14 protein-coding genes are annotated in these 13,504 nt (G+C 66.8%); 8 read left to right on the top strand and 6 right to left on the bottom strand.

The genetic code is table 11. The features are described 5' to 3' along the window. The 6 genes from ACNH6H_RS22350 to ACNH6H_RS22325 all read left to right on the top strand — a co-directional run bounded on the left by ACNH6H_RS22350 (position 1) and on the right by ACNH6H_RS22325 (position 5,727). A complete protein-coding gene (locus tag ACNH6H_RS22350) occupies positions 1–1,050 on the top strand; it encodes a 4-hydroxythreonine-4-phosphate dehydrogenase PdxA (protein WP_418320485.1) in 1,050 nt (349 codons plus the stop codon). Then, on the top strand, positions 1,047–2,243 hold the full coding sequence (locus tag ACNH6H_RS22345) for an L-rhamnonate dehydratase (RefSeq protein WP_418320484.1): 1,197 nt from the start codon (positions 1,047–1,049) through the stop codon (positions 2,241–2,243). The genes ACNH6H_RS22350 and ACNH6H_RS22345 overlap by 4 nt, the downstream gene beginning before the upstream one ends. Next, complete coding sequence (locus ACNH6H_RS22340) at positions 2,243–3,190, top strand: dihydrodipicolinate synthase family protein (RefSeq protein WP_418320483.1); 948 nt, start codon at positions 2,243–2,245, stop codon at positions 3,188–3,190. The genes ACNH6H_RS22345 and ACNH6H_RS22340 overlap by 1 nt, the downstream gene beginning before the upstream one ends. A gap of 173 nt (positions 3,191–3,363) precedes the next feature. After that, the gene (locus tag ACNH6H_RS22335) at positions 3,364–4,203 is read left to right on the top strand and encodes a hypothetical protein (protein WP_418320482.1); all 840 of its coding nucleotides are present in this window, start codon (positions 3,364–3,366) and stop codon (positions 4,201–4,203) included. 26 nt (positions 4,204–4,229) lie between these two features. After that, the gene (locus tag ACNH6H_RS22330; protein WP_418320481.1) at positions 4,230–5,438 is read left to right on the top strand and encodes a caspase family protein; all 1,209 of its coding nucleotides are present in this window, start codon (positions 4,230–4,232) and stop codon (positions 5,436–5,438) included. After that, entirely contained in the window at positions 5,365–5,727 is a 363-nt protein-coding gene (locus ACNH6H_RS22325) for a hypothetical protein (RefSeq protein WP_418320480.1), read from the top strand. The genes ACNH6H_RS22330 and ACNH6H_RS22325 overlap by 74 nt, the downstream gene beginning before the upstream one ends. Here the strand turns inward: ACNH6H_RS22325 and ACNH6H_RS22320 are convergent. The 6 genes from ACNH6H_RS22320 to ACNH6H_RS22295 form a co-directional block, all read right to left on the bottom strand. Next, positions 5,713–6,054, bottom strand: coding sequence for a YkgJ family cysteine cluster protein (locus ACNH6H_RS22320; RefSeq protein ID WP_418320479.1), 342 nt, complete (start codon positions 6,052–6,054; stop codon positions 5,713–5,715). The two genes, ACNH6H_RS22325 and ACNH6H_RS22320, sit on opposite strands and share 15 nt — an antisense overlap. Before the next feature lie 77 nt (positions 6,055–6,131). Next, entirely contained in the window at positions 6,132–6,968 is an 837-nt protein-coding gene (locus ACNH6H_RS22315) for a citryl-CoA lyase (RefSeq protein WP_418320478.1), read from the bottom strand. Next, positions 6,965–8,173 (bottom strand): CaiB/BaiF CoA transferase family protein, encoded by a 1,209-nt coding sequence (locus ACNH6H_RS22310; RefSeq protein ID WP_418320477.1) that lies wholly within the window; start codon positions 8,171–8,173, stop codon positions 6,965–6,967. The genes ACNH6H_RS22315 and ACNH6H_RS22310 overlap by 4 nt, the downstream gene beginning before the upstream one ends. Before the next feature lie 10 nt (positions 8,174–8,183). Continuing rightward, positions 8,184–9,677, bottom strand: coding sequence for a tripartite tricarboxylate transporter permease (locus ACNH6H_RS22305; RefSeq protein ID WP_418320476.1), 1,494 nt, complete (start codon positions 9,675–9,677; stop codon positions 8,184–8,186). Positions 9,678–9,703: 26 nt separating this feature from the next. Further along, positions 9,704–10,216 carry a tripartite tricarboxylate transporter TctB family protein gene (locus ACNH6H_RS22300; RefSeq protein WP_418320475.1) on the bottom strand — a complete coding sequence of 171 codons (513 nt, stop codon included), beginning with the start codon at positions 10,214–10,216 and terminating at the stop codon, positions 9,704–9,706. 121 nt (positions 10,217–10,337) lie between these two features. Continuing rightward, positions 10,338–11,300 (bottom strand): Bug family tripartite tricarboxylate transporter substrate binding protein, encoded by a 963-nt coding sequence (locus ACNH6H_RS22295; RefSeq protein WP_418320474.1) that lies wholly within the window; start codon positions 11,298–11,300, stop codon positions 10,338–10,340. A gap of 87 nt (positions 11,301–11,387) precedes the next feature. Here ACNH6H_RS22295 and ACNH6H_RS22290 point away from each other — a divergent pair, with 87 nt between their 5' ends. Continuing rightward, the gene (locus tag ACNH6H_RS22290) at positions 11,388–12,086 is read left to right on the top strand and encodes a response regulator transcription factor (protein WP_418320473.1); all 699 of its coding nucleotides are present in this window, start codon (positions 11,388–11,390) and stop codon (positions 12,084–12,086) included. After that, positions 12,083–13,495 carry a sensor histidine kinase gene (locus ACNH6H_RS22285; protein WP_418320472.1) on the top strand — a complete coding sequence of 471 codons (1,413 nt, stop codon included), beginning with the start codon at positions 12,083–12,085 and terminating at the stop codon, positions 13,493–13,495. Before ACNH6H_RS22290 ends, ACNH6H_RS22285 begins: the two co-directional genes overlap by 4 nt. The last annotated feature ends 9 nt before the right edge of the window (positions 13,496–13,504 follow it).

Below are 13,504 nucleotides of genomic sequence, written 5' to 3'. Positions count from 1 at the left end.
ATGTCCTTGCCCATCGACAAGCCGGTCGTTGCGCTGACGCTCGGCGATCCGGCCGGCATCGGCGCCGAATTGATCGCGCGGCTGCTGGCGCGGCCGGAGACCACTGCCGCGGCCAATGTCGTGCTGGTCGGCGACCCGTGGCTGTGGGCCGACGGCCAGCGCATCGCCGGCGTCGAGGTCGCGACCGAGCCGGTCGCGAGCCTCGCCGAGGTGCGCGGCCGCGCCGACAGTTCGCGGCCCGCCTTCCTCGCCGTCGACACGATCGCGCCGCAGCAGGTGGTGCGCTCGCAGTCGGACGCCGCAGGCGGCCGCTCGGTGCTGCAGGTGCTGGACAGCTGCATGGATGCCGCGCTGGCCGGCGACATCGATGCGATCTGCTTCGCGCCGCTGAACAAGCATGCGATGAAACTCGGTGGCCTGAAGCACGAGGACGAACTGCACCACTTCGCGCAATACCTCGGCGTGACCGGCTACTTCTGCGAATTCAACACGCTCGATGCTCTGTGGACCTGCCGCATCTCGTCGCATGTGCCGCTGGCGGAAGTGCCGAAATACATCACCGGTGAACGCATCATTGCCGCAGCCGGCCTGATGGTGCGCTCGCTGCAGGCCAGCGGCATCGCAGCGCCGCGGGTCGCGGTCGCCGGGTTGAATCCGCACAACGGCGAAGGCGGCACCTGCGGCCGCGAAGAGATCGACGTGATCGAGCCGGCGGTGCGCGAACTCAACGCGCTCGGCCTGCCGGTCGTCGGGCCATTCTCGGCCGACACGATCTTCCTGCGCGCGCGCGACGGCGAACTCGACGCGATTGTCACGATGTACCACGACCAGGGCCAGATCGCGATCAAGCTGATGGGCTTCTCGCGCGGTGTCACGGTGCAGGGCGGGCTGCCGGTGCCGATCACGACGCCGGCGCATGGCACGGCCTACGACATCGCCGGCCAGGGCCGCGCCGACGTCACGGCCACCGCCAACGCCTTTGCGATCGCCGCCCGCATGGGGCGCGCGCAACGCGAATCATTCCTCTCGAACCAGAAATTTGCAGCATGAAAATCAAATCCGTCCGCGCCCGCGTATTCGAATGGAAGGGCAAGACCGTTCCGCCGCAGGGCAATTTCTGCTCCAACGCGATGGACCTGGTCTACGACAACCGCAAGTCGCAGCATGGGTCCGGCAAGGACACGATGAATACCTTCCGCTTCCACGGCTGGACCGTCGTCGAAGTGGAGACCGACGACGGCATCGTCGGCCTCGGCAACGTCGCGCTGGCGCCGAAGATCGCGAAAGCCATCATCGACGAATACCTGGCGCCGCTGGTGGTCGGCCAGGACCCGTGGGACTATGAATACCTGAACCAGCGGATGTACCGCGCGACCCACGCATGGGGTCGCAAGGGTGTCGGCATGGCCGCGATCTCGGCGGTCGACATCGCGATCTGGGACATCCTCGGCAAGTCGGTGAACAAGCCGGTGTTCAAGCTGCTCGGCGGCCGCACCAAGGAGAAGATCCCCTGCTACTACAGCAAGCTGTACCGCACCGACCTGGCCGACATGCAGGCCGAGGCCGAGACTTATTTGAAGCAGGGGTTCCGCGCCTTCAAGATGCGATTCGGCTACGGGCCGCAGCATGGCCAGCAGGGTGTGGTCGAGAACCTGAAATCGGTCGAGGCGGTGCGCGAGGTGATCGGCTACGACAACGACCTGATGCTCGAGTGCTACATGGGCTGGAACCTCGAATACACGAAGCGCATGTTGCCGAAGCTCGCCAAATTCCAGCCGCGCTGGCTCGAGGAGCCGGTGATCGCCGACGACATCGACGGTTATGCCGAACTGAATGCGATGAACATCGTGCCGATCTCCGGCGGCGAACACGAGTTCTCGCTGCTCGGCTTCAAGCAGCTGCTCGACCGCAAGGCGGTCAGCGTCGTGCAGTACGACACGAATCGGGTCGGCGGCATCACGATGGCGCACAAGATCAATGCGCTGTGCGAGGCCTACTCGGTGCCGGTGATTCCGCACGCCGGGCAGATGCACAACTACCACCTGACGATGAGCAGCCTGAACTGCCCGCTGAGCGAATATTTCCCGATGTTCGATATCGAGGTCGGCAACGAGCTGTTCTATTACATCTTCGCAGGCGAACCGGTCGCCGAGAACGGCTTCCTGCAACTCGACGACAACACGCCGGGCCTCGGCCTGACGCTGCGCACCGACTACCTGTCGCAGTTCAATATCATCGAGTGATGGCCACGACGCCTCAAACCAAGCCAGGACAAGCGCCGCGCTACCGCGGCCTGTTTCCGGTCGTGCCGACGACCTTCGACGACAACGGCGCGCTCGACTTCGACAGCCAGAAACGCTGCGTCGATTTCATGATCGACGCCGGTTCCGACGGGCTGGCGATCCTCGCCAATTTTTCCGAGCAGTTTCTGCTCGGCGACGACGAGCGCGAGCTGCTGACCCGCACCATCCTCGAACATGTGAATGGGCGCGTGCCGGTGATCGTCACGACGACACATTTCTCGACCCAGGTCTGCATCGAACGTTCGCGCTGCGCGCAGGCGATGGGCGCCGCGATGCTGATGGTGATGCCGCCGTACCACGGCGCGACCTTCCGGGTGCCTGAAAGCCGGGTTTACGACTTCTATGCCCGGCTGTCGGATGCGGTCGGCATTCCGATCATGATCCAGGACGCGCCGGCTGCCGGCACGCCGCTGTCGGCAGCGTTTCTGGCCCGGATGGCGCGCGAGATCGAGCAGGTGTCGTATTTCAAGATCGAAACGGCGGGTGCCGCGGCCAAGCTGCGCGAGCTGATCCGCCTCGGCGGCGACGCCATCGAGGGGCCGTGGGACGGCGAGGAAGCGATCACGCTGCTGCCCGATCTCGAAGCCGGCGCAACCGGCTCGATGACCGGCGGCGGTTTCCCGGACGGCATCCGGACCATTCTTGACGCCTGGTTCGGCGGCCGGCGCGACGATGCGATTGCCGCCTACGAACACTGGCTGCCGCTGATCAACCTCGAAAACCGCCAATGCGGCTTTCTGGCCGCAAAGGCACTGATGAAGGAAGGCGGCATCATCGCCTGCGAAGCCCCGCGCCACCCGTGGCCGGCAATCGACCCGAACAGCCGTGCACTGCTGATCGAAGCGGCCCGCCGGCGCGACGTGCTGGCGCTGCGCTGGGCACGTTGAGTCTGCCAGCCTCGTCGGCTCGGTTTCAGACGTAACGCGAACGGCGTCGCCAGAGCCCGTTTTCGCAGCCGCAACGGGCCGGAAAATGGGACACTATCGGCCGCCATCCAAGGGCCAGGGCCGGGCCGGGATGCGTTGCTGCGGCGGCCCGTGTCACTGACGGAGTGGCGATGATGATCGACAGTGGATCCTCGGATGCGATTCTTGCGGCCACTCGCCGCTCGCTGGCGGTTGGCGCAACCTGGGTCGCGCTGGCGACGGGCGGCCTGCTGGCGTCGGCGAACGCAGCCGACGGCAACCCGTCGCCGCTGGCCGGATTCGGCGTCTCGATCGACGCGAACCGGCGCGCCGACTCGACGATGGACCGGCAGATCGACTATGCCAACGTCGCGAAGAAGGGGCCGCGGATCATCGTGCTGCCGGGCCAGATCAGGAGCAACAACGCGAGTTTCCTGCAGCAGGTGACGCCGAACAACATCGCCGACTTCGGCGAGCTCGAATTGACCCGCGCCAATTTCACGGTGCTCGACCGCGTCGAGCTCGGGCCGATGCAGCGCGAGGTCGAACTGGCGTACACGATGGGCGACGCCGAACAGGCGCGCCGGTTGTTCCAGAAGGGCAGCCTCAGGTCGACCAAATGGATCGTCAAGTTCGACGTGCTGAAGGCCGAGCAGGTCGCCACCGCGTCGAGCGGCTTCAGCGGTGGCGCGGTGGCCGGCTTGCTGGGTGCACTGGGCGGCAGTGCCGGCGCCGCGCTCGGCCGCGTTGCCGGCTCGGTCAATACCAATGAGGCGGCCGGTGTCTGGGTTGTCGGTCTGCGCTACAAGATCCTCGATGCCAACACCACCGAACAGGTGGCCAGCGGCTATGCCGAAGACAAGATGGAAGCGGGCAAGACCTCGTCATCGGTGATGGGCGCTTCCTCCGCTGCCAGCGGCCAGCTGACGCTCGACTCGCTGGTGCAGCGCCTGGTGCAGAAAAGCGTCGCCGAAATCGACGCCCGGTACAAATAGCCATGCCGGCGAGCGGTTCCGGCGCCATGTCCTGCCGGCTGACCGATCCGATGGTGGCACTGGTGCAGCGCGTCGCAGCGACCTGCATGCTGTTGCTACTCTGGACCATAGGCTGGCCGGCCGACGCGGCCACACTGAACGACGGCCCGCGAGTCGCGCTGGTGATCGGCAACGCCGGCTACCGCACGATGCCGCTGACCAATCCGGTCAACGACGCCCGGGCGGTCGCCGATGCGCTGCAGCGCCTCGGCTTCAAGGTGATCCGCCGCGAAAACGCCAGCCAGCAGCAGATGCACGATGCGGTGCGCGAGTTCGGCGACGCGCTGAAGGGCGGTGTCGGTCTGTTCTATTTCGCCGGCCATGGTGTGCAGGTCAAGGGCAGCAATTTCCTGATTCCGGTCGATGCGGCGATCGAGCGCGAGGACGAGGTGCCGTACAAGGCCTTCGACGTCGGTTTGGTGCTGGCAAAGATGGAGACGGCAAAAAATCCGTTGAACATCGTGATCCTCGACGCCTGCCGCAACAACCCGTTTGCGCGCGGCTCGCGGTCGGCAACGCGCGGTCTTGCACAGATCGATGCGCCGACCGGTTCGATCGTCGCCTTCGCCACCGCGCCGGGCGCCGAAGCCGCCGACGGCAGCGGCGCCAATGGCCTGTATACGAGCCATCTGCTGCAGCACATGGCCACGCCGGGCCTGAAGGTCGAGGATGTCTTCAAGCGCACCCGGGTTGCCGTCAAGCAGAGCTCGAACGGCAAGCAGATTCCGTGGGAAAGCACCTCGCTCGAAGGCGATTTCTATTTCAAGCCGCCGAGCGGCGGCGTGCCGGCCGCCAATGCGCCGGCGGCAGCCTCGGCAGAGGCAGAGGTCTGGTCGCTGGTCAGCCAGTCCGATACACCATCGGCCTACCGGGCCTATCTCGAACGTTATCCGGCTGGCGCGCATGCCGAAGAGGCGAAGAAGCGGGTTGCGGCGGCCGCGAGCGTGGCGTCCGACGGACGTGCTTGCAATGGCCCGCCCTGCCCCGGCGTCGCGCTCGACCAGCGGCTTCTCGTTCTCGGCCGAGGAAGCGCGGATGGACCAGGCCAGCCCCGCGGGGCGCAACTCGGCATTCCAGGCCGTGCTCGCCACGCCCTGTGCGCCAGCGCGCAAAGCGGCTCGCGTGCGGCTCGACATCGACGAGGAAAGAGTCGCCGCGCTCGGCGGCGCCGGAATCTTTGCCACCTCGCTCGGTGAACGGCTGCGGCAGGCGGGCCTGCGGGTCGCCACCGCCGGGCCGACCGATTTCACGCTGCGCGGCACCGTGACGTCGCAGGCCAGCGCGAACCGGCGCCTCGCGCTGAACGACATCTCGGTCAGCGCGGCGGTCAATCTGACGACGCCGGACGGCCAGCTGCTGTCCAGCCACCTGACCCGCGGCGACTCCTACGCCGGATCGGACCTGGCCGCTGTCTATCGGGAAGTCGTCGACGAACAGGCGATCGACATCGCCGGGCAGGTCTACCGCGAGCTATGCAAACGCTGAGGCCTCGACCGGCACGCTCGGCGTGACCGGCAGCGGTGCCAGGCCGTGCCGCAGCCGCGCACGCTGGCATTTGTCATCGCCGGGCTGCAGTTCACGGCACGGAGACGGCCGCTGCTCGTAGACGGCGCAGGCGGCGGCCGCGCCCAGCTCACCATGCAGTGCGTCGCAGCGCGGCCGCGGCAATTGGGTGCCGCTCATGCAGGCATACCAGCGGCCGAGCGGCCGTGTCAGCGCGGCCGGCAGCTGCTCGGCCTCGGCCCAGTAGAACGACACGCGGTAGGTGGCGCAGCAGGCACCGCAAGTGGTGCACGGCGAAACATCGGACATCACGGATCAGCAAGCCAAAAGCGGCGGATTCTGCCCTGAAAAAACGCGCTGGCGCTTCCGGCTCCGTGGCCGGCGCGTCAGCGATCGGTCGGCTCGGTCGGCACCGGCCGCTGCGGCGGGCCGTCGTAGGTCCACAGGTACTCGCGCGGGATCGGCCCCTTGTTGCGGCCACCCTGCTGGCTCTGCTCCCAGGCGTGCGCGAGGATGCCGACCGAACGCGACAGGCAGAACAGCCCGCGCGCCAGCGGCGCCGGAAAACCGAGCTCGGCATAAATCACCGCGGTGGCGCCGTCGATGTTCATCGGGATGCGCCGGCCGCCCTTGCGCGTGGCGAGTTCGTCCTCGACGGCCCGGCCGATCGCGGCAAACCGGCCACTCACCACGCCGTCGTGCGCGGCCGCATCAACCAGTTCGAGCAAGCGCGGTGCACGCGGGTCGACCGGATGGAAACGGTGCCCGAACCCGGCGACAAATTTGCCGTGCAACGCGATCGCATCGTCGATCCCGTCGCGCACTGCGTCTGCCAGCGCCACGCCGGCATCGACCTTCGCCGCGATTGCCCGGTACATCTCGACCGCCTGTTCGCCGGCGCCGCCGTGCACGTCGCCGAGCAGATTGACCGCCGACGCGATCGCGTTGTTCAACCCGACGCCACAGGTTGCGGCCATCCGCGCCACCGCGATGCTCGGCGCCTGCGGGCCGTGGTCGACCGCCGCCATCAATGCGGCATCGAGCAGCCGGCCCTGCGCTGCGGTCGGCAGTTCGCCGCGGGTCATCAACCAGATCATCTGGGCGAAGCCGATGCGGCCAATCAGCTCCTCGATCGGGTAGCCGCGGTAGCGGATCTCGCCGGGCTGCATCTCGATGATCGAGGTGCGCCACCAGTCGCTGACTGCCTGCTGTTCGCTTGTCATGTCACCTGCTCGCGCGCCAGCGCGGCAATCTCTTCGTTGCTGTAGCCGAGTTCGGCAAGGACTTCCGCGGTGTGCTCGCCGAGCCGCGGCGGCGGCGTGTCGACCGTCGGCGTCTTGCCGTCGAGCTTGAAGCCGGTGCGAACGATGCGGATGTCGCGGCCGACGCCCGGGGCATCGGCAAACTCGCCGACCATCCCTCGCCCGTCGATCTGCGGATGCGCCAGGGCCTGCGGCACGCTGTAGACCGGCCCGGCGGGCACGCCCGATGCGCTGAGCAGCGTCCACCATTCGTCGGCAGACCGGTCGGCCATCGCCTGCTCGATCAGCGTGGTCAGCTCGGCACGGTGCTCGAGCCTGGCCTGGCGCTGCGCAAACCGTGGATCCGCCACCCACTCCGGATGGCCAAGCACGCGGCAAACCGCCTCGAACTGCTGCTGCTTGTTGGCGGCGATGTTCAGCAGGCCGTTGCCGGTGCGGAAGGTGCCAGACGGGCTCGCGGTCATGTTGTCGTTGCCGAGCGGCTGCGGCTCGCGGCCGGCGATCAGGTGGTTCGATACCGCCCAGCCCATCGTCGCCATCACCGCCTCGAGCATCGCGACATCGATGAAGGTACCGGTCTTCCGGTCCCGATCGGCCAGCGCGGCGGCCACTGCAAATGCCGCGGTGATGCCGCCGATCGTGTCGGCCACCGGATAACCGACCCGGTACGGCGCGGTGTCCGGCGCGCCGGTGATGCTCATCAGCCCCGACATGCCCTGGATGATCTGGTCATAGGCCGGCAGGTCGCGCAGCGGGCCGTCCTGGCCGAAACCCGAGATCGCGCAATAGATCAGCGTCGGGTTGTGCGCCAGCAGATCGTCGTAGCCGACGCCCAGCCGCTTCATCACGCCGGGCCGGAAATTCTCGACCAGCACATCGGCGCTGGCGACCAGCCGGCCGAGCACCTGCTTGCCGGCAGCCTGCTTCAGATCGAGCGTGATCGAGCGCTTGCCCGGGTTCTGCGCGAGGAACGAGACACCCATCAATGCGTCGTTCAGCGCCGGGTCGGCGCCGAGTTGCCGCGCGAGGTCGCCGCCGATGCGCGCCTCGACCTTGATCACATCGGCGCCCATGTGCGCCAGTTGGTGGCAGGCGAATGGCCCAGCCAGCACATTCGTCAGGTCGAGCACCCGGATGCCGCGCAGCGGCTTCGGCGCTGCCGTCATCGCAGCGCGCTCAGGCATTGCGGCGCGCGCGCCAGGCGAAGAAGCGCGGCAACACCAGCAACGCGACGATCACCGCGAGCAGGAAGGCCGACATCGGCCGCTCCAGGAACACCGTCCAGTTGCCCTCGCCGATCGACAGCGCATTGCGCAGCTGCGCTTCGGCTAGCGGGCCGAGGATCAGGCCGACGATGACCGGCGCGGTCGGAAAATCGAAGCGGCGCATCAGCACACCGAGCATGCCGATACCGAACATCAGGTAGAGGTCGAATGCGCTTTGCCGCATGCCGTAAACACCGACCGTCGCGAAGATCAGGATGCCGGCATACAGCTGCGGCCGCGGAATCTTCAGCAGCTTGACCCACAGACCGACCAGCGGCAGGTTCAGGATCAGCAACATCACGTTGCCGATGTACAGCGACGCGATCAGCGCCCAGACCAGCGTCGACGAGGTCTGGAACAGTTGCGGCCCGGCATTGATGCCGTAGTTCTGCAACGCCGACAGCAGGATCGCCGCGGTGACCGAAGTCGGGATGCCGAGCGTCAGCAGCGGCACCAGCGTTGCAGTGACGGCCGAATTGTTCGCCGCTTCGGGGCCGGCAACGCCTTCGATCGCGCCGGTCGTGCCGAACTCCTCCGGATGTTTGCTCAGCTTGCGCTCGGTGGCATAACTGAGAAAGGTCGGGATCTCGGATCCGCCGGCCGGAATCGTGCCGAACGGAAAACCGAGCGCGGTGCCGCGCAGCCAGGCTGGCCACGAGCGTCGCCATTCGCTGCGCGACATGTGGACCTTGCCGGCCGCATTCATCTGCGTCTGCGACTTGCCTTCGTACAACCCGGTGTAAAGGGCTTCGCCGACCGCAAACAGGCCGACCGCGATCAGCACCACCTCGATGCCATCAAAAAACTCCGGAATGTTGCCGGTATAACGGGTTGCGCCACTGATCTGGTCGATGCCGACCAGCCCCATCGCGATGCCGATGAACAGCGCGGTCAGCCCGCGCAGCATGCTTTTGCCGAGCACCGCGCTGACGGTCGTGAACGCCAGCAGCATCAGGCAGAAATATTCAGGCGGGCCGAGCAGCACCGCATATTTCGCGACGATCGGCGCAAACAGCGTGACGAGCACGGTGGCGATCGTGCCGGCGACGAACGAGCCGATTGCCGAAGTGGCGAGCGCCGCGCCGGCGCGGCCGCTCTTCGCCATCTTGAAGCCCTCGAGCGCGGTCACCATCGTGCCGGTCTCGCCCGGCGTATTCAGCAGGATCGACGTCGTCGAGCCGCCGTACATCGCGCCGTAGTAGATGCCGGCAAAAAAGATCATCGATGCAGTCGGCTCGACTTGCGAGGTGATCGGCAGCAGCATCGCGACGGTGACCGCCGGGCCGAGGCCCGGCAACACGCCGATCGCGGTGCCGATCGCGCAGCCGATGAAGGCCCACATCAGGTTGATCGGTGTGCCTGCGGTGGCAAAGCCGCCGGCCAGTGCTGCCAGGATATCGCCCATGGTGCTTGTTCTCGTTCGTCAGCGGCTCAGATCCAGCCGCTTTGGGTCAGGCCGGGCAGGTTGATCGCCAGCACCTTCGTGAACAGCCAGAAGGCCGGCGCAGCGATTGCGAAGCCGGTGAAGGCATCGATCAGCACTTGCCGCACGCCGCCGCCCGGTTTGCCTTCGGACAGCCGCAGGCCGCGCACCGCGAGGACGAAGCACAGCGCACAGCTGAGGATGAAGCCGGCGCGTTCGACCAGCGTTGCATTCAGCAAAATGCCGGCAGCGATCCACGCCAGTGCGTGCCAGTTGCCGTGTGCGGCACCGGAGCCATCCTCCAGATCACGGTAGCCGCCGCGCAGCGCCTGCAGCAGCAACAACACGCCGCACAACATCAACGCGCCGGAAATGAACCACGGCAGCACCGCCGGCCCGACACCCGAATAACCGACGCCTTCCGGCAGGCCGCTCGCGCCCCACGCCAACAGGCCGCCAACGATGAGCACGCCGACGCCGATCAGCGCCTGGTGCGTTTGTGAACGAGACGAGTGGGACATGGCGGGCTCCATGCCGGCGAGCGGCATCCGGGTCTTGCAGGAGAAGATCTCGCAACGTCAGACCGACGTTGCGAACGGCCAGCGCCCCGCGATCGACAAACGCGGGGCGCTGTCGGGACGATCAGATCATCCCGGCCTTGACCATCGTTGCGCGCAGGCTCGCGAACGAGTTGTCGACGAAGTCTTCGAACTCCTTGCCGGCCAGCAGCGCCGGCGTCCAGTTGTTCTTCTCGAGCGCTTCCTGCCAGGCCTTCGACTTGGTCGCGGCGATCACCATGTCGGTCAGCGCCTTGCGCTCGGCTGCCGAGATGCCGGGTGCGGCATAGACGCCGCGCCAGTTGCCGAGCACGACGTTGATGCCCTGTTCCTTCAGCGTCGGGATCGCGATGCCTTTCAGGCGAGCCTCCGAGGTGACGCCGATCGGCTTCATCTTGCCGGCCTCGATGTACTGCTGGAATTCGCTGTAGCCGCTGCCGCCGACCGTGACGTTGCCGCCGAGAATCGCTGCAGTCGCCTCGCCACCCCCACGGAACGGCACATAGTTGATCTTCGATGCATCGACACCGACCTCACGCGCGATCATCGCCGCAGCGATGTGTTCGGTCGATCCACGCGAACCGCCGCCCCACTTGACGCTGGCCGGGTCCTTCTTCATCGCCTCGACGACGTCCTTCATCGTCTTGAACGGCGAGCTCTCCGGCAACACGAACACGTTGTATTCGGTGGTCAGCCGCGCGATCGGCGTGGCCTGCGTGATCGATACCGGCGGCTTGCCGGTGATGATGCCGCCGAGCATCACGGCGCCCATCACCATCAGCGCATTCGGGTCGCCCTTGCTCGCGTTGACGAACTGCGCGAGGCCGATTGCGCCGGCGGCGCCGCCCTTGTTTTCATAGGTGACGGCCGATGCCAGATTGGCATCCTGCAGCGCCTTGCCGAGCGCACGGCCGGTGGTGTCCCAGCCGCCGCCCGGATTGGCCGGGATCATCATCTTGATGTTGGGGCTGGCGGCCCAGGCGCTCATCGGCAGCGCACCGGTGGCGGCCAGCGCGGCCAGGGACTTCAGAAAGGTATCTCGACGCATCGATGTCTCCCATGGTTTGCAAAGGTGTGGTGGATGATTGCGCCTGAGCCTGTCAGCCTGCTGTCGACGGGCCTAGGGGAAACGCTGATGCCGAACAGGATGATGAAGCTGCTGCTGATCGAGGACGACCCGGCGATGTCGTCGACGCTGCAGCGCGCGTTCGAGCGCCGCGGCGCACAGGTCGTTGCCTGCGACGATGGCCGGCGCGCGCTCGACCGCTGGCTGGCCAGCGTGCCCGATGTCGTGATCCTCGACCTCAGCCTGCCGGGCATCGACGGGCTGCAGGTGCTGCGCAGCGCCCGCGACGCCGGGCTGACGACGCCAGTGGTGATCCTGACCGCGCGCGGCACCGTTGGCGACCGCGTGCTCGGGCTGAATACCGGCGCCGATGATTATTTGCCGAAACCCTTCGACCTCGACGAACTCGAGGCCCGCGTCAATGCGTTGGCGCGGCGTGGCGGCAACCCGCGCAGCGTCGGCAACGGCGATGCGCCACGTACGTTCTGCGGCATGCATACCGACGACGACAGCGGCGCGGTCTATTTCAATGGCACGGTGATGGAACTCGCGCCGCGCGAAGCCGCGCTGTTGCGGGCACTGCTCGCGCGGCCCGGCCACGCGGTCGCGAAGGAGCGGCTGTTCGAACTGGTTTTTGCCGGCGAAGCCGACGTGCAGATCGAGGCGATCGAGGTGATCGTGTATCGGCTGCGCAAGAAGATTGCCGATACCGGCGCGCAGCTGGTCACGCTGCGCGGGCTCGGCTATCTGCTGAAGGCGCAAGCATGAAAAAGTTGTTCGGCCGCGGCATGTCGCTGCGCCGCCGGCTGATGGTCGGCATCCTGGTACCGGTGACGATCGTCGTCGTGATCAATGCGGTCAGCCTGTATCTGCAGGCACTCGAGGCCGCCGACACCGCCTACGACCGCACGCTGCTCGCGACGGCGAAATCGATCGGCGAGATGCTCGAGGTCAGCGGCAGCGGCACCGGTGCGCGGCTCAATTCGACGATGCTGTATTCGGCGCTCGAGCCGTTCGAGGCCGACAACCGCAGCCGCCTGTACTACAAGGTGACCGGCTTCAACGGCGAAATGGTCTCGGGCTTCGAGGACCTGCCGGCCTGGCATGGCAAGGTGCCGCTGAAGGGGCCTTACGCGGCGCTGGTCGATTTCTACGACGACAGTTACCGCGGCGACCCGGTTCGGATGGCGGTGCTGCTGCAGCCGGTAGCAGGCACCGACGGCCTTGGCATGGCGACGATCCAGGTCGCCGAGACGCTCGAGCTGCGGCGCACGCTGGCACAGCAGCTGCTGACCAATACGCTGCTGCGCCAGCTCGGGCTGATCGCGGTGATTGCGCTGGTCGTCGTGATCGTCGTGCAGCGCGCGACGCTGCCGGTGCGCCGCCTGAGCGGCGAGCTCGCCCGCCGCCCCGAGGGCGAGCTGGCGCCGATCACCGCAGCCGATGCGCCGCGCGAACTGCTGCCGCTGATCGATGCGACGAACCAAGTGATGGCGCGGCTGCAACTGCTGCTCGAACACCAGAAACGCTTTGTCCGCGATGCCGCTCACCAGCTGCGCACACCGCTCGCAGTGCTGAAGACGCAGGTGCAATCGGCGCTGCGCAATGACATCGCCGCCGACGACGCGCTGCGCGAAATCAACCAGACCGTCGACCGCGCGACCCAGCTCGCGAACCAGATGCTGTCGCTGGCAAAAATCGAACAGCTGCGCCAGCAAGGCGACGCACCGGTCGTCGACTGGGCCACGATCGTCCGTGCAGTCGCACTCGACCTGTCGGCGCTGATCGCCGACCATCAGCTCGATTTCGAGATCGACACCCGCCCGGCGCCGGTGCGATCACACGAATGGGCACTGCAGGAACTGAGCCGCAACCTGCTGCACAACGCGATCAAGCATTCGCCAGCCGGCGGCAGCCTCGCGGTGCGGCTTGCCAACGATGGCCACACGGCAACGCTGACGATCTCCGATTCAGGGCCCGGCATCTCCGACGATCAACGGCAACGGCTGTTTCAGCCGTTTGCCGCTGGCGATGTGCGCAGCGGATCGGGGCTGGGGTTGACGATCTGCAAGGAGATTGTCGAATCGCTGCAGGGGATGATCGCGCTGGAGAACCGGATGCGTGGCGGCCGGGTCGAGGGGCTGGATGCCAGCGTGCGCTTGCTGATCGCGGCGTAGTTGGCGCGG

Source organism: Pseudideonella sakaiensis, from assembly GCF_048320135.1.
GTDB lineage: Bacteria > Pseudomonadota > Gammaproteobacteria > Burkholderiales > Burkholderiaceae_C > Ideonella_A > Ideonella_A sakaiensis_A.
The sequence above is the reverse complement of the archived record's forward strand: the minus strand, read 5'-3'. Positions and strand labels throughout refer to the sequence as shown.

Excerpts from the sequence above, each read along its gene's own strand:
- ACNH6H_RS22350 (WP_418320485.1), top strand. The coding sequence starts at position 1 with ATGTCCTTGCCCATCGACAAGCCGGTCGTTGCGCTGACGCTCGGCGAT.
- ACNH6H_RS22345 (WP_418320484.1), top strand. The coding sequence starts at position 1,047 with ATGAAAATCAAATCCGTCCGCGCCCGCGTATTCGAATGGAAGGGCAAG.
- ACNH6H_RS22340 (WP_418320483.1), top strand. The coding sequence starts at position 2,243 with ATGGCCACGACGCCTCAAACCAAGCCAGGACAAGCGCCGCGCTACCGC.
- ACNH6H_RS22335 (WP_418320482.1), top strand. The coding sequence starts at position 3,364 with ATGATCGACAGTGGATCCTCGGATGCGATTCTTGCGGCCACTCGCCGC.
- ACNH6H_RS22330 (WP_418320481.1), top strand. The coding sequence starts at position 4,230 with ATGTCCTGCCGGCTGACCGATCCGATGGTGGCACTGGTGCAGCGCGTC.
- ACNH6H_RS22320 (WP_418320479.1), bottom strand. The coding sequence starts at position 6,054 with ATGTCCGATGTTTCGCCGTGCACCACTTGCGGTGCCTGCTGCGCCACC.
- ACNH6H_RS22315 (WP_418320478.1), bottom strand. The coding sequence starts at position 6,968 with ATGACAAGCGAACAGCAGGCAGTCAGCGACTGGTGGCGCACCTCGATC.
- ACNH6H_RS22310 (WP_418320477.1), bottom strand. The coding sequence starts at position 8,173 with ATGACGGCAGCGCCGAAGCCGCTGCGCGGCATCCGGGTGCTCGACCTG.
- ACNH6H_RS22305 (WP_418320476.1), bottom strand. The coding sequence starts at position 9,677 with ATGGGCGATATCCTGGCAGCACTGGCCGGCGGCTTTGCCACCGCAGGC.
- ACNH6H_RS22300 (WP_418320475.1), bottom strand. The coding sequence starts at position 10,216 with ATGTCCCACTCGTCTCGTTCACAAACGCACCAGGCGCTGATCGGCGTC.
- ACNH6H_RS22295 (WP_418320474.1), bottom strand. The coding sequence starts at position 11,300 with ATGCGTCGAGATACCTTTCTGAAGTCCCTGGCCGCGCTGGCCGCCACC.
- ACNH6H_RS22290 (WP_418320473.1), top strand. The coding sequence starts at position 11,388 with ATGCCGAACAGGATGATGAAGCTGCTGCTGATCGAGGACGACCCGGCG.
- ACNH6H_RS22285 (WP_418320472.1), top strand. The coding sequence starts at position 12,083 with ATGAAAAAGTTGTTCGGCCGCGGCATGTCGCTGCGCCGCCGGCTGATG.